Annotated in this window: 17 protein-coding genes; 6 read left to right on the top strand and 11 right to left on the bottom strand. The window is 64.7% G+C overall.

The features are described from left to right. The first annotated feature begins 94 nt into the window (after positions 1-94). Together RT697_RS08030 and RT697_RS08025 are read left to right on the top strand one after the other, a co-directional pair. On the top strand, positions 95-988 hold the full coding sequence (locus tag RT697_RS08030) for a LysR family transcriptional regulator (protein WP_313697983.1): 894 nt from the start codon (positions 95-97) through the stop codon (positions 986-988). 42 nt (positions 989-1030) lie between these two features. Next, positions 1031-1876: a DMT family transporter gene (locus RT697_RS08025; RefSeq protein WP_313697982.1), complete on the top strand. Its 846-nt coding sequence runs from the start codon at positions 1031-1033 to the stop codon at positions 1874-1876. Between the two features lie 83 nt (positions 1877-1959). On the opposite strand, the gene RT697_RS08020 is transcribed toward RT697_RS08025, so the two are convergent. The 4 genes from RT697_RS08020 to RT697_RS08005 all read right to left on the bottom strand — a co-directional run bounded on the left by RT697_RS08020 (position 1960) and on the right by RT697_RS08005 (position 8932). Beyond that, the gene (locus RT697_RS08020; RefSeq protein WP_313697980.1) at positions 1960-5451 is read right to left on the bottom strand and encodes an autotransporter outer membrane beta-barrel domain-containing protein; all 3492 of its coding nucleotides are present in this window, start codon (positions 5449-5451) and stop codon (positions 1960-1962) included. 317 nt (positions 5452-5768) lie between these two features. Continuing rightward, on the bottom strand, positions 5769-6314 hold the full coding sequence (locus tag RT697_RS08015) for a GAF domain-containing protein (protein ID WP_313697978.1): 546 nt from the start codon (positions 6312-6314) through the stop codon (positions 5769-5771). Next, entirely contained in the window at positions 6311-7666 is a 1356-nt protein-coding gene (locus RT697_RS08010) for an MFS transporter (RefSeq protein WP_313697977.1), read from the bottom strand. Before RT697_RS08010 ends, RT697_RS08015 begins: the two co-directional genes overlap by 4 nt. A 36-nt stretch (positions 7667-7702) precedes the next feature. Then, a complete protein-coding gene (locus tag RT697_RS08005; protein WP_313697976.1) occupies positions 7703-8932 on the bottom strand; it encodes an amidohydrolase family protein in 1230 nt (409 codons plus the stop codon). Between the two features lie 176 nt (positions 8933-9108). Here RT697_RS08005 and RT697_RS08000 point away from each other — a divergent pair, with 176 nt between their 5' ends. Continuing rightward, a complete protein-coding gene (locus RT697_RS08000) occupies positions 9109-10077 on the top strand; it encodes a LysR substrate-binding domain-containing protein (RefSeq protein ID WP_409517410.1) in 969 nt (322 codons plus the stop codon). 15 nt (positions 10078-10092) lie between these two features. On the opposite strand, the gene RT697_RS07995 is transcribed toward RT697_RS08000, so the two are convergent. After that, on the bottom strand, positions 10093-11295 hold the full coding sequence (locus RT697_RS07995; RefSeq protein WP_313697973.1) for a pyridoxal phosphate-dependent aminotransferase: 1203 nt from the start codon (positions 11293-11295) through the stop codon (positions 10093-10095). A gap of 55 nt (positions 11296-11350) precedes the next feature. Continuing rightward, positions 11351-12328: a D-2-hydroxyacid dehydrogenase gene (locus RT697_RS07990; protein WP_313697972.1), complete on the bottom strand. Its 978-nt coding sequence runs from the start codon at positions 12326-12328 to the stop codon at positions 11351-11353. Positions 12329-12527: 199 nt separating this feature from the next. Between RT697_RS07990 and RT697_RS07985 the strand changes: the two genes are divergently transcribed. Next, entirely contained in the window at positions 12528-13523 is a 996-nt protein-coding gene (locus RT697_RS07985) for a LysR family transcriptional regulator (RefSeq protein ID WP_313697970.1), read from the top strand. 130 nt (positions 13524-13653) lie between these two features. Here the strand turns inward: RT697_RS07985 and RT697_RS07980 are convergent, their stop codons facing one another. The 4 genes from RT697_RS07980 to RT697_RS07965 all read right to left on the bottom strand — a co-directional run bounded on the left by RT697_RS07980 (position 13654) and on the right by RT697_RS07965 (position 16499). Further along, positions 13654-14631, bottom strand: a complete 978-nt coding sequence (locus RT697_RS07980) for a tripartite tricarboxylate transporter substrate binding protein (RefSeq protein ID WP_313697969.1) — start codon at positions 14629-14631, stop codon at positions 13654-13656. A gap of 46 nt (positions 14632-14677) precedes the next feature. Further along, entirely contained in the window at positions 14678-14977 is a 300-nt protein-coding gene (locus RT697_RS07975) for a hypothetical protein (RefSeq protein ID WP_313697968.1), read from the bottom strand. A 123-nt stretch (positions 14978-15100) separates the two neighbouring features. After that, the gene (locus tag RT697_RS07970) at positions 15101-15322 is read right to left on the bottom strand and encodes a hypothetical protein (RefSeq protein WP_313697966.1); all 222 of its coding nucleotides are present in this window, start codon (positions 15320-15322) and stop codon (positions 15101-15103) included. A 52-nt stretch (positions 15323-15374) separates the two neighbouring features. Then, positions 15375-16499: an FUSC family protein gene (locus RT697_RS07965; protein WP_313697965.1), complete on the bottom strand. Its 1125-nt coding sequence runs from the start codon at positions 16497-16499 to the stop codon at positions 15375-15377. Positions 16500-16643: 144 nt separating this feature from the next. Here RT697_RS07965 and RT697_RS07960 point away from each other — a divergent pair, with 144 nt between their 5' ends. Both RT697_RS07960 and RT697_RS07955 read left to right on the top strand, forming a co-directional pair. Continuing rightward, positions 16644-17660, top strand: coding sequence for an amino acid ABC transporter substrate-binding protein (locus RT697_RS07960; RefSeq protein WP_191578642.1), 1017 nt, complete (start codon positions 16644-16646; stop codon positions 17658-17660). 164 nt (positions 17661-17824) lie between these two features. Next, on the top strand, positions 17825-18817 hold the full coding sequence (locus RT697_RS07955; protein WP_313697964.1) for a tripartite tricarboxylate transporter substrate binding protein: 993 nt from the start codon (positions 17825-17827) through the stop codon (positions 18815-18817). Between the two features lie 84 nt (positions 18818-18901). On the opposite strand, the gene RT697_RS07950 is transcribed toward RT697_RS07955, so the two are convergent. Further along, positions 18902-19879, bottom strand: coding sequence for a D-glycerate dehydrogenase (locus tag RT697_RS07950; RefSeq protein WP_313697962.1), 978 nt, complete (start codon positions 19877-19879; stop codon positions 18902-18904). Between the last annotated feature and the right edge of the window lie 5 nt (positions 19880-19884).

The following is a 19884-nucleotide window of genomic DNA, read 5'->3' as shown; positions in this document are numbered from 1 at the left end:
CGTTATACGTGTTGGTATGGCGGCATGATGCGGGCGTACACTCATATCGTCCAATACCGTTTTCCACGACCATCTATTTGCTTTCCAAATCAATATGGATTTCCGCCAACTGCGTTACTTCGTCGCCGTCGCCGAGGAACTGAGCTTCAGCCAAGCCGCGCGCCGGCTGCACGTCAGCCAGCCGCCGCTCAGCCTGCAGATCAAGGCACTGGAAGAAGAACTCGGCGCGCCGCTCCTGACGCGCACGAGCCGCAGCGTGGAATTGACGCAGGCGGGCGCGCTATTCCTGGACCAGGCGCGCCGCGCGCTGGCCCACCTGGAACGCGCCGGCGAAGTCGTCCGGCAGTCGGCGCTGGGAGAAACGGGCGAGATTCGCGTGGCGTTCACGGCTTCGGTGCCGATGTTCGACGCCTTTCCCCGCATCGTGCATGCCTTTCGCACGGACTTTCCCGGCGTGGGCGTGGACCTGAGCCATCAATCGACGGGCCAGCAATTGCGCGCGCTCGCTTCCAAGGACATCGACGTGGGATTTCTGCGGCCATCCATCCTGTTCGTGCCGCCGCCCAACATCGCAACGCTGCCGCTGTGGACCGACCGGCTGATGGCCGCCCTGCCGCAATCGCATCCGCTGGCGCGCCGCAACACGCCGCTGTCGATGACGGACCTGGCGGACGAATCCTTCATCCTGTTCCCGCGCGGGCTGGGCTGCGGCCTGTTCGACCACGTGGGCGTGCTGGCCAGCCGGGCGGGCTTCGCCCCGCAAGTCGGCCAGGAGGCGCGCGAAGGCGCGACCATCATCGGGCTGGTCGCGGCGGGGATGGGCATTTCGGTCCTGCCCGATACGTATATGAAGACGGGCATTCCGGGCGTGGCCTATCGCGAACTGGATACGCCGGACGCCCAAAGCCAGGTCCTGCTGGCGTATCGTTCGGAAGACGGCTCCCCGCTGGTGCAGCGGTTCCGCGAGACCGCCCGGGCCACGCCGTAATCGGCGCAAGGCAGATTTGCAGCGGTCATTGAAAGGCCCGCCATGACCTTCCGCCTCTTCGCGCTCACCCTTTTCGCCATGCTGGCCTTTGCTGGCAATTCGCTCCTGTGCCGGATTGCGCTCAAGCAGACGGCCATCGACCCCACGACCTTCGTCGCCATCCGCATCGTGTCGGGCGCGTTGATGCTGTGGCTGGTGCTGGCGCTGCGGCGGCAGTCCACGCGATTGGAAGGCACTTGGGCGGGCGCGCTGGCGTTGCTGGCGTACGCGATGGCGTTCTCTTATGCCTACACGCACATTCCGGCTGGCACGGGCGCATTGCTGCTGTTTGGCGCGATTCAGATCAGCATGATCCTGTACGGCCTGGCGATTGGCGAGCGGTTGTCGCCGCTGCAATGCGCGGGCATGGCGTTGGCGGTGACCGGGCTGGTGGCGTTGATGCTGCCCAGCGCGGACGCGCCGCCGGCGTTCTACGGATTCCTGATGATCCTGTCCGGCGTGGCGTGGAGCATCTATTCGCTGCTGGGCCGGGGCGCGAAGAATCCGGCCGCCGCGACGGCCGGAAACTTCATTCGCGCGGCGCCGGTCGCGCTGGCGTTGCTGCTGGCGCAGTTCGTCGCGTCACACGTCCGGATCGACGCCGCCGGCGCGGGCTACGCGGTGGCGTCGGGCGCGGTGACTTCGGGGCTCGGCTACATCCTCTGGTACGCGGCGCTCAAGCAGCTGAACGTGACGCGCGCCGCCACCGTGCAGCTCAGCGTGCCGGTGCTGGCGGCGCTAGGCGGGACGCTGCTACTGGATGAGCCGTTGACGGCGCTGCTGGTCGCGGCGTCGGCGCTGGTGCTGGCGGGCGTGTCGCTGGTGATCTTCAACAAGCGCGCGGCGTGAATCGCCGGGGTGTGTGACGAGGGACAGCAGACGGCCCCGGCTATAAACGACGGTCCGTAGGACCTGGCCTGCACGGCTTGTGGCTACCAGCGATACCCGACATTCAGCATGCCGCCGTAGCCCCGCTGACCGCCATTTCCAGCTTGGCCGAACAGCTCTCCGCTAACCTGCAACGACTCGCGGACATTGCCTGCCACGCCGATTCGCAATTCAGCGGCGTCGCGCATCGGCGTTGCCTGGAAGGTCGATGCGCCCACGTTGGCTTTCGCGCTGCCCGAGTTATGCAGCCAATTGGCTTCCACGAAAGGCCGCACCAAGGTCGTGGCGGCGTCGTTGCCAAGCGGGTAAGCGCGGACACCCACGCGCGAACTGACTGAACTGGCGGGCGAGTTTTTCAGCGTCATGCTGGGCAGCACAGCGTCCTGGGCGTTGTAGCGCGTGTAGGCCAGTTGCGCTTGCGGCACGACGACCATCGCGCCCAACGCGGAATCGACGGCGAAGGGCTTGAGCGCATATCCCGCTTCCACCGACGCAGTCCAGGTGTTCGAACGATATCGCGCCGAGCCCAGTTCGCTGTTGATCTCGTTGGAGTAGCGTCCGAACTGCAACCACGAATCGGCGTACGCACCCAAGCGGGTGGCATCGTCGGCGTAAGCGGTGGCATAGATGCCCACCGAATACCCGGTGACCTTGCCTCGGGCATCGACATGCATCGCCGTGCCGGTGCTCGGGTGGATGAGGTGGGAAGTGGCGTTCGTGCGCGCATCGCCCGCACCGGCCATGACGCCTGCCTTGAGGACGCCTTGCTGACCCAGTCGCGTGCTCACGAGGTCGGCGCCCATTTGCAGCATGGCGGTGTCGGTGTCGATGCTTACCTGGCCTTGCTGAAGTTTCATGCCGGTATGCCGCGCGCCCTCGGTACGTGCCCACAACTGCCGGGACGCCGCACTAGCGGGCGCAGATTGGCCGGCCGACGTTTGCGCCACGGTTCGGTCCGCGAGGCGATGTACGAACATACGGGTCGCTGCGAACTGGTTGCCGATGTGCGCACCGCTCTCCGGTGAGACATTCTGCAGCTCGCCCGGGGCAGGAACGGTAGTGCCACCGCCACTGCCGGGAGGCGTTTCGGTGCCACTGCCGGGAGGCGTTTCAGTACCGCTGCCCGGCGGTGTCTCAGTACCGCTGCCGGGAGGCGTTTCAGTGCCGCTGCCCGGCGGCGTCTCGGTGCCACTGCCCGGAGGCGTTTCAATGCCGCTGCCGGGAGGTGTCTCAACGCCACTGCCGGGCGGCGTCTGACCGCCCGGGTCCGTGGCGCCGCCTTCTTCCGGCGGCGTCGTTGACGTCAGATACCAATCGGACGCCACGCCGCCAATGCCGCCCTGGACGAGGAAATAGTCGTAGCCATTCAAACCGAGGCTGGCGGTTGAGGGCCTGTAGCCGGACGAGTTCGCATCCAGATAGAAAGAATCGCCTGAAATCGTGGCCCCGTTGGTCGCCTGCACGAGCCGGATGCCTTGCGTGGTCAACGCGCCTGCGCCGCCGGCGTTCAAGACACGCAGCCCGGTGGTGCCCGTGACCGCTCCGCCGTCCACGACGAGCCGGTCGGTCAGAGACGTATCGTCGCCCAGGTGGGTATTCATGACCAAGGTGCCGCCGCCGATGTAGTCGGCGACGGTAAGCGTCTTGAATCCGGATTGCGCACCGGGAGACACGAACCGCACGACGCCCGCGTTGGTCAGGGTTTTCACGGCCGAATCGCCGCGCATGTTCCAGACGCTGCTACCGTCTATCGAGACGCTGTCCACCGAACCCTGCCCCACGCGAACCGCGCCGGTCCACTCGCTGCCGGTCGCCAAGCCGATGTCGACGCGGCCGCTGTCGGAGGTCAACACGTCGCCCGTCATGAGCGCGCCTGTGGCGTTCAGGGTGACGCGTTGCGTCTGGTATGGTTGCCCGGGGACGATTCCCGCGTTGGGCGTCGCCTGCGTTCCAAGCAGGATGCCGCTGGCTTCGTCGCCACCGGCTCGGGCCACCACGGTGGCGTTCTGGACGGTGATGTCGTGATCACCGCCCCTGACGAGAAACCCCACACCGTCGTGGGTTTGAAGGTCGCTGCCGTCCGACAATACGAGCGAGTTGGCGCCCTGCGGCTCGTAGCGCTCGCTCTGCGCGCCGTTTGCGTTCTGACCCGTCATGATGACTTGCGTGTCGCTCAGCGAAACCGCCGTGTCGCCGGCGCCGATGTTGCCAAGCATATGCACGCCGATCGAGCCTGTGGATTGCCCGTTCAACTGTGAATTGACCGCGTCGATGCGTGCCTCGTCGGTTGCCCGAAGCGCAGTTCGCGCGCTGCCGGACACGTCCACGGTAACGCCGTCCAATGTCACTTGCGTGCCGCGATGGTTGGCATTCACGCCTACCGCATTCGTGGCTTCGGCCAGGATATGCGTTCCCACCGCGTCGATCGTTGTTGTCGCCGTGTTATCGGTCGAGTGCGCATACAGGCCGGCCCGTCTTCCGCGTAAGGTACCGCCTTCAATCTGTACCGCCCCATTGCGGCTTCGGATCGCATACAAGTCCGCACGGATGTCCAGGTTCTGTCCCGTCATCACATGGTTGTTCATCACCGTGACGCCCTCGTTGACCGCGACAGCTTCGCTGCCGATTGTCACGTTCGTCAAAGACGCCGAAGACACACCGGTTTGCGTCGCCTCGTTATACAAGAGCACGCCGAAGCCCACCGCATGCGGACCGGCAACCACCGTATCCGTCATGGTCAGGTTGGAACCGTCGATAACGGATATCTGGCCTTCAATGGTGCTTCCTTGAACGGTGACGATGGCATTTTGCGAGATATGCATGGTTGCCGCCGTGGCGTTTTCCGTGTTTCCTGCCTTGACGTGACTATCGGTCAGCAACAGCGTGCCTTCTTGCACCGAAAGGTCCGCCCCCGTCGCCGCGCCCATGTCATCCACGCTGGACACAATGACGTTGGACAGTTCGACGCGCCCGCCTGACTGGACGCGCACGCCATAGTTGTTGACGCCATTGCGATCAATACTCTTGATCTCCAGGTCACTTGCCGTGATGACGCCCCCGTCGGAAGCCCGGACGGTTCCCTGGAAACCGCCCGATCCCGACACGGTTCCGCCAACCAGTTCGATGCGGCCCCCATCGGTCGCGAGCAGGGTCGTTGCCTCCGAGGAGAGGAGGGAGAAGTCGGCGTGGACGAAACTGTTTTCCTGGGACGCGGACAACGCAGCCCCGGCTTGCGTCTGGATCGTACTGTCCGTGATCGTGATCGAGCCACCGCCTTGGGCATGCGCACCTCCGGCGTCTGCCTCTGCGGTCACAGTGATGCCGTTTACGAAGACGCTGTTGCCGTGGTTGTTGACGCGGATTGCGTCTCCGGAGCTGACGGTAATGCTCGCTCCGGGGAACACCTCCATCGACGTGTTGCCTTCCGGGTCATCAATGAGGATCGGCGGCATCGGCGCCGCCAGCACCATCAAGGGAAAGGCCGGGATCGTGGCGGCGAGAATCGCCGCGACAACCGGGGAAAGGGGGAAATGCATCGCAAGCTCCGTAACCCGTGCGCGGCCTCGGAGATGCCAAAAAGCTAGATGCCAGCCAAGTGCAGCAACGCCGAACCGCCACGAAAAAAAGCGACCATTCTCTTGACGCTGCGCACCCCCGCACATCGAAAGATTTCTAAAACCGATTCCACCCCTTGCAAAAATGCAGTGACACGCAACAATTCGGACCAATACCCGCAACAATGCGCAAAAAAAAGGGATCGCCACGCGAGGCAATCCCAAAAAAAAACGAGCCACTCCGGCAAGCGGCCCGCAAACCCAGTCCCGCACCGGGACGGATACTCAAATTCAAACCATCACACGCTATCCAGCGCAGACCGGTCCACGCTAGCTGCCGCGGACGCCGCGTCCTTCATCTCTTCGATGAAGACCGGCGCGCACAGCCCGGCAACAACTGCCGCGAGGTCCGGATCGATGTCGTCATAGGCATGACGCCCGGCCAGCATGTTCAGCGAGCCGATCACACGCCCCTCATGCCGCACCGGAATGTTGAAGGCCGACTGCAGCCCGCGCTCGATCAGCATCGGGGCCTCGGAGAACACGGTACGCACGTCGTCTTCGTTGCTGGCGACGTACAGGCGGCCTTCTTCCAGCACCAGCCGGGACCACGGACCGTTGCCGGTGGCCTTGAAGCCGCCGAGCGGGCTGATGCTTTCGTCCGACGTATGCAGACGCTTCATCAGACGATGATCCTGCAGGTACAGCAACGCGGTGAACAGCTTGTGGCCAAAGCAGGCTTGAAGCAGATCGGAGATCACGCCCCACTGCGCCTGCCGGTCCGCAGCCAGCGCCAGATCGCGGGCGTGGCCGGCCAGCGGCCGGAATGCGGAGGCCTTCGTCATGCGTTGATCTCCTCGAGCACGACGCCACGCGTGTTCTTGCCGTAGAACAGGATGCCCAGGCCGCCGACCAGCAGGATGGCGGTCATCATGGCGAACACGCCGGCAAAACCCAGGACCGGGTAGGCGACGCCGACGATGGTCGGCGATGCGATGGAGCCGATGCGGGCGAAGGCCGAGGCCGCGCCCATGCCGGTCGCACGGATCGACGTGGGATAGATTTCGGCGGTGTACGTGTATTGGCCGGCAATCACGCCATTCATGCCGAAGGACAGCAGCATGCTCAGCATGATGATCTGTTGCTCGCCGGTTGCCAGCGCCAGGCCCAGCGCGGACAGGCACGACAGCAGCATGTAGGCCAGGATGGTGTACTTGCGGCCGATCTTGTCGTTGAAGTACGCGGCAGAGAAGTAGCCGGGGATCTGCGACAGGTAGATCAGGATGGTGTACGAGAAGCTCTTGGTGATGGTGAAGCCGCGCTCGACCAGCAGGCTGGGAATCCACACCAGGAAGGCGTAATAGCAGAACAGCACGGTGATCCAGAACACCCACACCAGCACGGTCGTGCCCAGGTATTCCTGCGAGAACAGCTGCGCCAGCTTGGCCATCGCGGTCTGCTGCGGCGCGCTAGTGGCAGTGGCCTTGCGCGTGGCAACGGGCGTGGGCAGCGGGCGGCCGGTGCTTTTCAGGACTTCGGCTTCAATCGCCTCGCAGATGCGGTTGGCTTCAGCGGTCTGGCCGGTGTGTTCAAGCCAGCGCGGCGATTCGAACAGCGACTTGCGCCACCACAGCAGGAACACGACAGGCACGGAGGCGATGATCATGATCCAGCGCCAGCCGTCTTCGCTCATCGGCACGATGAAGTAGCCCAAGAGCGCCGACATCACGAAACCAAACGAGAAGAAGCCCGCCAGCGCGCCGGTGAAGCGGCCGCGATACTTGCTGCTGACGAATTCGGCCAGGTACGGCGCGATGATGGCGCCTTCAGCGCCCATGCCGATGCCCGCGATCATGCGCAGGATGTAGAACTCGTGATAGTTGCGCGCAAAGGCGTTGAAGAACGTGGCGACGCAGAACAGCAGCAGCGCCCACATCATGATCTTCTTGCGGCCGTAACGGTCGCCCAGGATGCCGGAGAACAGCGCGCCGACCAGGAAGCCGACGTAGGTGCTGCTGGCGATCCAGCCGATCTGGCCGGTGGTCAGGCCCCACTGCGTGCGCAGCGAGGGGATGATGAAGGCGATGATGCCGGCGTCCAGCGCTTCGAAGGCGAGCCCGAGGCCGCCGATCATCAGCAGCCGGAAATGAAAGCTGCTGAAGGGCAACCGCTCCAGGCGGTCGGATACGGAAAACATGGTGGGGAAGTCCCGGAGTTAGGAAGTGGAGGAACGTCAGCAGGCGTTCTTGTGCAGCAGGCCGCGGTTCATGATGAGCTTGATCGAATCGGGCTTGGTGAGCAGTTCGATGTCGTCCAGCGGATTGCCGTCGATCAGCAGCAGGTCGGCGTAGGCGCCTTCGCACACTTCACCGAGCAGGCCTTCCTGGTTCAGGATTTCGGCGCCGATGAGCGTGGCCTGCTGGATGACCTTGGCGTTGCCCAGCACGCGGCTGCGCAGCACCAGTTCGTCGGACTGCATGTAGTGGGTTTCGCCCAGCAGGTCGCTGCCGTAGCCCATCTTCACGCCGACTTCGTCCAGGATTTCCAGCGCGGTCAGGCCTTGCGTGCGCACGGTGGCGATCTTCCTGACCGAGTCCAGCGGCAGGCCGTAGCGCTCGCCGTCGTTGGCCAGGCCTTCGTACGTGATCAGCGTGGGCACCATGTAGGCGCCGTGTTCCTTCATGACCTGCGCGGCTTCGTGGTCGACGAGGTTGCCGTGCTCGATGGTGCGCACGCCGCAGCGCACGGCGCGCGTGATGGCGCGCGGGGTGTAGGCGTGGGCCATCACGTAGGTGTTGGCGTTGTTGGCCTCTTCCACGATGGCGATCAGTTCGGCCTCGGAGAAGCCCAGGTTCTGGATGGGATCGTTGGGCGAAGCCACGCCGCCGGACGCCATGACCTTGATCTGCGTGGCGCCCTTGAGGATTTCCTCGCGCACGGCCAGGCGGCAGTTGTCGACGCCGTCGACCACGCGGCCGATGTTGCCGATCTTGACCGAGCACGGGCAAGGATCCAGCTCGTCGTTGCGCTGGCGGAAGTCGCCGTGGCCGCCGGTCTGCGACAGGGCCTTGCCCGAGCAGAACAAACGGGGGCCGTCGATGGTGCCGTCCAGCACGGCCTGCGCCAGCGCCCAGTCGGCGCCGCCGGCGTCACGCACCGAGGTGAAGCCGCGGTCCAGCATGCCCTGCATGATGGGCAGCGCGCGCAGCAGCGCCAGCGCGTTGGGCAGAGCCGCGACGCGGCCCAGGTTGAACGACGATGCCACCACGTGCACGTGGCAGTCGATCATGCCGGGCATCAAGGTCATGCCCTTGGCGTCCACCACCTGCGCATCCGCCGGCGCCGTTGCGTCGGCGCCGATGCGGGTGATGACCCCGTCCTCGACCAGGACGGTCGAGGCGGCTTCGAGGGCCAAGGTTCGGGTATTGAGGATCCTGCAATTCTTGATGACAACCGGATTCATAAATCGACCACATAAACAGTTCAAAACGCCGGGAAATCACGGCATGCCGAACTCTACCGGTACAATTCGGGGGTCCGATACCGGGTCTCCCCCTATGCGTTCGACACAAATTTGAAGAGCCTTATGAGCTTTACTCATACCCCCCTATGAGACGCCGCTGCCCCACCCTTTCCGAGTTGAACGCGTTCTCCGCCGCCGCGCGGCACCTGTCTTTCTCGAAGGCGGGCAAGGAACTGTTCGTCACGCAAAGCGCCATCAGCCGGCATATCGCCACGCTGGAAAGCTATCTTGGCCACGCGCTGTTTATTCGGGGAACGAATGGGCTGCAGCTGACCCGCATGGGCGCCACCTACCTCAGCCTGATCCGGCCGGCCCTGCATACGCTGGAAAGCGCCACGTCGCAGGTCATGGCGACGCAGCAGTCGGCAAAATCCCTGAATGTCTCGGCCGCGCCGACCTTTGCGGCGCAATGGCTGTTTCCGCGTTTGAAGACCTTCCGCGAGGTCAATCCAGATATCTCCATCAACTTCGTGCGCTACAGCGTCGCGGATTACAAAAGCACCGAACTCGACTTCGACGCATCCATTCAATATGGATACGGCGACTGGCACGACGGCGCCGCCAAATACCTGACCGGGCGCGAAACCCGCCTGGTTTGCTCGCGGGAATACCTGGATCAGCATCCGATCAGCAGCCTGGAAGACATCAAACAATGCACGCTGCTGCAGCACATCGAGATTCCGCTGTCCTGGGAATATTGGTTTTCGACGTACCTGGGCGATTATGACCGGGCCCGTTTTGGTCCCGGGTTCAATCTGTTTTCGATGATTATCCAGGCCGCGTCGTCCGGCTTTGGCGTGGCGCTGATGCCGCACTGCCTGATCGAGAAGGAATTGGCCACGGGGCAGTTGGTCGACATATTCGATCGCACCTTTGAAAGCCCGCTTGGCTATTATCTTTGCGCACCGAACTGGCGTAGCAACATGGAAAGCTACGAACGGCTGAGCCAGTGGTTGGCGCATGAGTGCTTTCATGGCGGCGGCACGGAGCCCGCGGGGCAGACAACGGGAAAGCCGGACCTTGGCACTCCTGCCAACGGACAACCGTGCGCCACCGATTGCCCGTATTGCGTGGCGGCCGGGTAGTGCCCGGCCTGCGGTTCACCCCAGCTTCGCGCAAGCCCGCCTGATGCGCGCGCAGCCCTCTTCCAGCTGATCCATCGACGCCGCGTACGAGATCCGGAAGAACGGCGACACCCCATACGCCGCGCCCTGCAGCACCGCCAGATTCTCCTCGTCCAGCAAGTACATGATGAAGTCCTCGTCGGTCTTCAGTTGCTTGCCGGCGGGCGTGGTGCGGCCCAGCAGGCCTTCGCACGACGGAAACACGTAAAAGGCGCCCTCAGGCACATGGCAAGTGATGCCGTCGATCCGGTTCAGGCTGGCGACGATCATGTCGCGTCGCGCCTGGAAGATGCGTGTGCGCTCGGCCATGAATTCCTGCGGTCCCGACAGCGCTTCCTGCGCGGCCGCCTGGCTGATCGAGGACGGGTTGGACGTGCTCTGCGATTGCAGCTTGGTCATCGCCTTGATCAGATCGGCCGGCGCCGCGCCGTAGCCGATCCGCCAGCCCGTCATGGCGTAGGCCTTCGACACGCCGTTGATGGTGAGCGTGCGCGGCTTCAGGTCAGGCGCCACCTGCGCCATGGTGGCGAACTGGCGGCCGTCGTACAGGATGTGTTCGTAGATGTCGTCGGTCATCAGCCAGACGTGCGGGTGACGCCGCAGCACCTCGGCCAGCGCCAGCAATTCCTCGCGCGAATAGGCCGCGCCGCTTGGGTTGTTGGGACCGTTCAGGATCACCCAGCGCGTGCGCGCGGTGATGGCCTTGTCGAGATCGGCGGGCTGCAGCTTGAACCCCTGCGCGGGCGGGCAGGCCACGAAGACCGGCGTGCCGCCCGCCAGCAGCACGATGTCCGGGTATGACACCCAATACGGCGTGGGCACGATCACCTCGTCGCCCTCTTCAACCGTGGCGAGCAGCGCGTTGAAGATGATCTGCTTGCCGCCGTTGCCGACGATGATCTCGCTGGCGGCATAGTCCAGGCCGTTGTCACGGCGGAACTTCTCGCGGATGGCGGCCTTCAGTTCTGGCGTGCCGCCCACATCGGTGTACTTGGTGCGCGACTGCGCCATCGCGCGCACGACGGCCTCGGTGACGTTGGCGGGCGTGTCGAAGTCGGGCTCGCCGGCCGTCAGCGCGACGATGTCTCGGCCGGTGGCGCGCAGTTCGCGTGCGCGCTGGCCAGCCATGGAACTGGGCGAGGGTTTGATGCGCTGGATGCGCGCGGCGGTCTGGATCATGAGGGGTCCTGAAAGGGTCTGGCCGAGTGAAATCGCGAGCGGGGTCATGTCGGCGTCATTGCCGCCAATCGCGCAGGAAGTCGAGGAAGATGCGGTCCACGCGCGCTTCATTGCCGTCGGAATGTCCCGCCGAATGCGGCGTGGCGATGACGTTCGGCAACGTCCAGAGGTGCGAGGCGGCATCCAGCGGTTCGTGCTCGAACACATCCAGATAGGCGCCGGCCAGCGCGTTCGCGCGCAGCGCGGCGATCAGGTCGGCTTCGGCGACGACTTCACCGCGCGCGACATTGATGAGCCGGGCGTGCGGCGACAGCGCCCGCAACACGTCGGCATTCACCAGGCCGCGCGTGCGGTCGCTCAAGGGGCACGCCAACACCAGCCAGTCTGCTCGGCCGGCGATGCGCGGCAGGTCTTCGAATGCGTAGGTCTCCACGCCGTCGGCGGTTGGCGCGGCTGCGCTGCGCACGGCGATGACGTTCAGGCCCAGCATCCGGAGGTATCCGCCCAGCTCGCGGCCGATCGGGCCCCAACCCACGATTACGGCGGTCTTCCCGGCCAGGTCACGCGGCATCCGGTCGCCGATCAACGGCGCCCAGGTCTGCGCGCGCTGGGCGTCGAACAGGCGCGGAAACTCGCGCGCCAGCGCCAGAATCCCGGCCAGCGCAGTCTGGGCCACCACCTGCGCATTGGCGCCGGTGGAGGTGGTGACGCGCACGCCACGGGACTTCAATTCGCCGAAGATCGGCCTGTCCGCCCCCGCAGAATGCACGTGCACCCACGCCAGCTTCGGCGACTGGCGCAGCGAGACGTAAAAGGCCTCCAGCGGCTCCAGGACGCGGTGCTTGGTCGACAGGCCGGTCACATCGCGCGAGATGAACGCGATGTCGACGTCGGCGGGTTCGCTGCCGTGTGTCTGCGCTGCGATGACGGGTTCGAACGCGCGGCCGTCCAGCACCTGCGCGATCGCGTCGCCGATCCGGTTCAGCGTCGGTTCCGATATGAGGATGCGCAGGGGTGGTCGTGATGTCGTCATTGGGGCTGCTTGACTTCGGAAAGAAAGATTCGGTCTGCGATATGCCTGCACTGCGCATGTCGGTTTGCTCGCGGTTGCACGCGATGACGGCGGCAGGTCGCCGCGTCGAGGGAAATTCTAGATTGCCGTTTTCTTCACTACAAATTGTTGGTTTTTGCTTATTATTCGGTTTTGCCAATATATCCAGCGGTGGCGAAACATGTCGACCAAACGCAGCATCACCCTGCGGCACTTCCGCAGTTTCGTGGCGGTGGCCAACACCGGCTCGTTCACCGTGGCGGCGTCGCAGCTCTTTCTGACGCAGTCCTCGTTGACGGCGACGATCCAGCAGTTTGAGGACGCCGTGGGCGTCAAACTGTTCGATCGCAGCACGCGCCGCGTGGTGATGACGCCGGAGGCCGCGCGCTTCAAGGCCGAGGCCGAGCGCATCCTGAGCCAGTTCGACGGCGCGCTGAGCGACCTGGAGGCGCTGTCGCAGGGCCGCCAGGGACACGTGCGGATCGCGGTGGTGGCGTCGGTCACCAACTACTTTCTGGGCGACGCCATTGCGGCGTTCCGCCAGGCCTATCCCAAGATCACATTTTCGTTGCACGACGCCGGCTCGGAGCTGGTCGAGAAGATGATCGCCAACGGGGACATCGATTTCGCGATCTCGACCTCGCATCACGGATTTGACGAGTTGGTCTACACGCCGCTGTTCGAGGACCGCTACGGCGTGATCTGCGCGGCGTCGTATCCGTACGCGCAAGGCTCAAAGCCGTTGAAATGGGCCGACCTGGATCCGGCGGAGTATGTGGGGTTTACCGAGGACACGGGCATCGGGGCGTTCCTGCGCGCGCATGCGGGCAAACCGGGGTTCTTTGAGCAGCAGCACGATGAAGTGTCGCGGACGTCGTCGCTGCACGCCGTGCTGCGCGGCGGCGGGCGCTATTCGATCCTGCCGGCGCTGGCGGCAAGCTCCATCGCGCCACCGCAGACGCGGGGGAGCGAACCGGGGATGTTCGTGTTCCGGGAATTGAGTTCGCCCCGGTTGTCGCGAGAGGTCTGTCTGATTACGCGGAAATTGCGATCGCTGTCGGCGAGCTCGGAGCTGTTCCTGCAGTACATGCGGGACGTGATCAACGAAAAGCCGGTGCCGGCGGGGGTGAAGGTGCTGGGGAAAAGGACCAGGAAGGCGGCGGCTGCGGGTGTCTGAGCCCCCAAAACAGTCCCATGCACTCCACCGCCGGTGTCTGACACCCGTGAGAGTTGGTCTACATCATGCGCGGCTGCCTCAGGGGTGTCAGACACCTACCTACACAGGTGTCTGACACCAAAGCCGTTGGCTACTGCACGGCAATGTTCGCTTCCTTCACCAGCTTGCCCCACTTGGCGCGTTCCGCTTCGATGTGCGTGGTGAAGTCCTGCGGGGTGCCGCCCGTGGCCTGCGCGCCGAGTTCCGTCAATTTCTTGCGCACGGCCTCGTCGGCAAGAATCGCGTTCAGTTCCTTATTCAGCCGGTCCACCACGGATTGCGGCGTGCCGGCCGGTGCGACGACGCCGGTCCAGGACAGGGACTCGTAGCCCTTCAGGCCCACCTCGGTCAGGGGCGGCACGCCCGGCAGCACCGATAGCGGCGTGGCGCTGGTGACGGCCAGCGCCTTGACCTTGCCGGATTGCGCCAGCGGCACGGCCGATGGGGCGTTGTCGAAGATCATGTTGATCTGCCCGCCGACCAGGTCCACCAGCGCCTGGCCGCTACCTTTGTATGGCACGTGCATCAGGTCCACGCCCGCCATGTTCTTGAACAGTTCGCCCGACAGGTGGGTCGAGCTGCCAGCGCCCGACGATGCGAAGGAATACTTGCCGGGATTCGCCTTGGCCAGCTTGATCAGGTCGGCCACGTTGGAGACGGGCATGTCGTTGTTCACGATCAGCACGTTGCTGATGGATGCGGTGTACGCCACGGGCTTCAGGTCCCGGTCGGCCCTGTATCCCGGGTTCTTGTACAGGAACTCGTTGATAGCCATGATGCCCGTCGTGCCGAAAAGCAGCGTCTGGCCGTCGGGCGCGGACTTGGCCACCATGGTCGCGCCGATATTGCCGCCCGCACCCGAGCGGTTCTCGACGACCACCGGTTGCTTGAGCGCGACGGCCAGCCGCTCGGCCAGCAACCGCCCGATCACGTCCGTCGATCCGCCGGGCGCGAACGGAACGACCAGCGTGACCGGCCCTTTTGGATAAGCCGTGGTGTCAGCGTTTGACGTTGCGGCCACGCAGGACATCACAGCCAGCGCCGCGCCGGCCAGTTTCCACTTTCCCATTGTTTTCCCCTTGATTTTTGGGTTGCTGGTGAAGCAACCCTGTCGATCATAGGGAGCGGCAACGAGCGCAACAAATGAGAAATTCCGGCGTATTAATCGTCCGCGCGAATATATCCGGGTATGCCCGGATGTTCTCGATTCGGATCATGCCAGAGCCTCGGAAGGGGTTCTTGTGGTGCCGGGGAACGCCGGTCGAGTTGCAGGCATCATCCAGCCAGAACGCCAGCGTGGTACCGGCCCTAACGACCTGGCGCTGGCTCGCCTGCGCCAGATCGTAGGGTTGGTGCCCCTTGCGATGCATGTTGCTTTTGTATCCGCCAGGCAGCTTGCTGAGTTCCTGCTGCATCCTGATGCGTGTCGGCAAGGTGGTAGGCGTGCGCCCATGGGCGGCCATCCGACCAAAGTCGTAGAGCGCCTCGGGGCGATGGCACGATGGTCCCGGATTCAATTGGCGGGCGCTGGCCCTCGATCAAGCGCCGGCGCCCGGATCCTGCTCGCGCCGCTCGGCGTCTTCCTGCGCGGCCACGTCTTCAAGCTTGACCTGACTGGTGCTGCCGTGCGTCGCGGCGCACTGCGCGGGGTTCTGGCTGCTTTTGACGCATTCGGCGAATGCCAGCGCCGCGTCCACGGTCGCGAAGTGATACGACTGGCCGTCGGCGAACGCGACCTTTCCTTCAACAGAACAATCCATGAGTGCCTCCAGGGTTGCGGAAAGCCCATGCTGCCGCGTTGGCGCGGCGGCGTCAATTCACCCGGCGGGGCAGCACGGCGCGCATCCACCGCGACAGCACGGGGCGGATGCGCTGGTTATGCAGCAGCACCGCGCCCAGCACGCCGATGAAGGCGCCCAGCACCGTGTCCACGAAACGCGCCTCGATGACGTCGATGGGATAGCCCTGCCCCAGATGCGGCGCTTCGGCCAGGAAGATGGTCAATGGCGTGATCAGCACGACCGCGCTGGCGTAGTGCCGCACCACCAGTGTCTCGATGCCGAAGGACAGCGCCATCATCACCAGGCTCAGCGTCCAGACGTTCAGCGGCAGGCTGAGCAACGCCCATGCCACGCACAACCCCACCGCGGTGCCGAGAATGCGGTGCATCTGCCGGCTCCATGCCGCGCGCAGGCTGGCGCCCTGGATGATCGCCAGGCAGCTCACCGGCACCCAATACGGCCGCTGAAGCTGCAGCAGTTCCGCCACCAGCAACGAGACGCCGACGAACAGGCCGATGATGACGGAGTCATAGACCACGAAATCGAAGGTCGGCTTGGGCAGTTCCATGGGCGCGGGCGGCGGCGCGACGCGCGTCATATGCAGCGAATACGCAAAGGCCACCAGGCAGGCGACCAGGCAGCCCAGCGCCACCATGCCCACGCGCAGCGGAACGTCGTGGACGCTGCCGGGCGTGTACGCGGCAATCGCCGTGGCCATGATGAAGAACAGGCTGCCCGGCGGTCCCAGGCGATAGCAGCGGCACACCATGTTCACCACCATTGCGATCAGCGTCAGCGCCGCGATGGTGGCCGTCGGCCAGAACTGCGTCAGCGCGCCCAGCGCATAGCAGGCCACCATGCCGAACGACGCGGCCAGCAGCATCATCATGCGGATCTGCAGCGAGGCGTTGGGCAGGCTCAAGAACACCATGCCGCCCAGGCTGGACATCAGCCCGTAGTCCATGCGTCCGAAATACGCACCGACCATCAGCGGCAGGCCCGACGACAGCGCGGCGGCCAGCGGCATTTCCCAGGGGCGGTCGCTGGCGTTGACCCGGGTCAGCTCGGACCACGTGCCGTGCAGCTGATCCTTGACGAAGGCGAAGGGGCGCCTCGGGCGGTCGTCCGGCCCTGCGGGGTCTTCATGTCGTTTCATAGGGCGATTCTATGCCTCATCAAATTCCGCCACTCGGATTTAAGGGGAATTCCCCAATTCTCCCTCCCGGACCCACTGGTACTATGCGCCGCACTTCAGCCTTCGGCTGAGCGATAAACATGCGCAACGCTGCGCGGAGACACCATGAAAGCACTCAAACTGGCTGCGGCAGGAACCGCCTTGTTCATTTCGTCCTGGACCGCCCACGCGGGCGCGACCTTCGACGCGGTCAAGAGCAAGGGCTTCGTCCACTGCGGCGTATCCACGGGCGTCGCGGGCTTTTCCGTGAACGACAGCAAGGGCGGTTGGATCGGCCTGGATGTGGACCTGTGCCGCGCGCTGGCCATCGCCCTGTTCGGCGACGCGTCCAAGGCCAAGATCCAGGCGATCAGCGCCGTGCAGCGCTTCACCGCCCTGCAATCCGGCGAAGTCGACGTGCTGACCCGCAACACCACCCTGACGCTGACGCGCGACACGACGCTGGGCCTGATCGGCGTGGGCGTCAACTACTACGACAGCCAGGGCATCATGGTGAACAAGTCCCTGGGCGTGAAGAGCGCCAAGGAACTGGAAGGCGCCACCGTCTGCGTGCAGCCGGGCACCACCACCGAATTGAACCTGGCCGACTGGTTCCGCTCGCAGAACGTCAACTTCAAGCCGGTCGTCGTCGAGCGCCTGGACGAGATCATCCGCGCCTTCGCCGTGGGCCGTTGCGACGCGTTCACCGGCGACAAGTCGCAGCTCGCCGCCGCGCGCAGCAACCTGGAGAACCCGGAAAAGTACGACATCCTGCCGGAGAACTTCTCGAAGGAACCGCTCGGCCCCATGGTCCGCCAGGGCGACGAACAGTGGTTCAACCTGGTCCGCTGGACCATGAACGCCATGCTGGAAGCCGAGGAATACGGCGTCACGTCCAAGAACGTGGACGAGATGCTGAAGAGCACCAACCCGAACATCCAGCGCCTGCTGGGCGTGACGCCGGGCATGGGCAAGAACCTGGGCGTCGATGACAAGTGGGCCTACAACATCATCAAGACCGTCGGCAATTACGGCGAAAGCTTCGAGAAGAACCTGGGCCCCAACAGCCCGCTGAAACTGGAACGCGGGCTTAACGCCTCGTACCGCAACGGCGGCCTGATGTACGGCTGGCCGGTGCGCTAGAAAACGGGCCGCAAGGCCCGTAACGACTCCCCTAGGGTTAGCCGCAATTTGCGTGCTCTTGTGTGCCCCGTACCGTACGAGAAATATGTTTATCGTACAAAGTCGGGTCACATTTCTGGAGCAGCACGTGAAGCAGTAGGTCTATAACCCAAGGGGAAGTCGTCATGAAACGTCGCAGTGCGTTGAAGCTGATGGGGGCCGCCGCTGGCCTGCACCTGACCGGCGCAAGCTGGGCACAAAGCGGGCCGTATCCGTCCCGCGTCATCAAGATCATCGTCTCATCCACCCCAGGCAGCGCCACCGATCTTGCGGGCCGGCTGGTCGGCGACCTGCTCTTCGCCAAGTACGGCCAGAGCGTGGTGATCGAAAACCGCGCCGGCGCCGGTGGCGTCATCGGCATGCAGGCCGCGGCCGCCTCCAAGCCGGACGGCTACACCCTCACAACCGGGGGGCTCGGTCACAACGTGCTGCCGCCCGCCACGCTGCGCGGGCTGCCCATCGACATCCCTACCGCACTGCTTCCCATCGCCCAGGTGGCCGAGTTCGTCAACGCACTTGTCGTGCGTGTGGACCATCCCGCCAACACCGTGCCCGAACTGATCGAATACCTGCGCGCCACCAAACGCAAGCCGCTGTACGGCAGCAACGGCGTCGGCAGCTCGTCGCAGATGACGGCCGAGCTCTTTGCCATGCGCACGGGCCTGAAATTCGATCATGTGCCGTACAAGGGCGCCAGCGAGGCGCTGGTGGGCACGGCCAATGGCGATCTGGACCTCTGTTTCATGAACCTGCCGCCCACGCTGCCCATGGTGGACGGCAAGCGCCTGAAGGCGTTGGCGGTGACCAGCGCCTACCGCGCGCGGCAGTTGCCCAACGTGCCGACGATGCAGGAACAGGGCATGAAGGACTTCGACGTCACGAGCTGGCTGGGGATGTACGCGCCCGCCCAGGTTGATCCGGCGATCATCGCCCAGCTGTCCGACACCATCGTCACCGGGCTGGCGACGCCTGAATACCAGGCGCGCATTATCGGCGCGGGCTTCGAACCGAAGCTGCGCAATGCCGCGCAGTTCCAGGCGTTCTCCAAGGCGGAGCTCAAGCGCTGGAGCGAGGTCGCGCAACAGGCGGGGATCGTGGTGGATTACGGCGGTAAATAGGGAAAGGCGGGACCGGCTGCCTGCGCCGGTCCCGCCCCCGCCAGCCTCACAATGGCGAAGCCCGCATCTATCGCAGGAGTGCCGTCAGGCGCGCGCCTGCCAAACCTCGGCGTTGACCATGGCCTGCGGCTTCTGGCCGCCTAGCGCATCCATCAGGTTGGCCACTGCCAGATCGATCATCGCGCGCCGCGTTTCGTGCGTGGCGCTGCCCACGTGGGCCTGCAGCACCACGTTCGGCAAGGCGCACAGCGGGCTGTCGGCCGGCAGCGGTTCCTGCTCCATCACGTCCAGCCCCGCGCCCGCGATGGTGCCGGCGCGTAGCGCCTCGACCAAAGCGGCCTCGTCGATGACCGGGCCGCGCGCGGTGTTGATGAGGTACGCCGTGGGCTTCATCAGTTCCAGCTCGCGCTTGCCGACGGAGTGGCGCGTCTCGGCGGACAGTGGGATGTGCACGCTGAGCACGTCCGACGTCTTGAAGAGTTCGTCGCGATCCACATAAGTGGCCAGGCCTTCGGCCTGCGGATCTTCGCGGCGGTTGTGATAGATAACCTTCATGTCGAAGGCCTGCGCCGCGCGCGCCACGACACGGCCGATGCGGCCCATGCCCAAGAGGCCCAGCGTCTTGCCACGGATGTCGCGCGTCAGCGGAAAGGCGCCTTTGGTCCACGCGCCGCTGCGCACAAAGGCGTCGCCCGCCACCAGATTGCGCGACAGGCACAGCACCAGGCCGATGGTCACGTCAGCCACCGCGCCATCCAGCACGCCCGGCGTATTGCAGATCAGCACCTTGCGCCGCGTGGCGGCCGCCAGGTCGACGTTGTCGAACCCCACGGCGAAGTTCGAGCTGACCTTCAGCGCGGGCAAGGCGTCCAGCAACGCCTGATCGACCTTGGTGCGCACCGTGCACACCATGCCTTCGATCTGCGCGCGCTCGTCCGCGCCCAGCACCTCGGCCGGATTCTGTCCGGTGGGCACTTCGACGATTTCACAACGTTCGGCGAGGCGATCGCGCAGGTCCGGCGGCACGGGCGCGGAGACGATGACTTTGGGCTTTTGATTCATGGTGG

The organism is Achromobacter sp. (assembly GCF_032113835.1).
GTDB lineage: Bacteria > Pseudomonadota > Gammaproteobacteria > Burkholderiales > Burkholderiaceae_B > Achromobacter.
The sequence above is the reverse complement of the archived record's forward strand: the minus strand, read 5'-3'. Positions and strand labels throughout refer to the sequence as shown.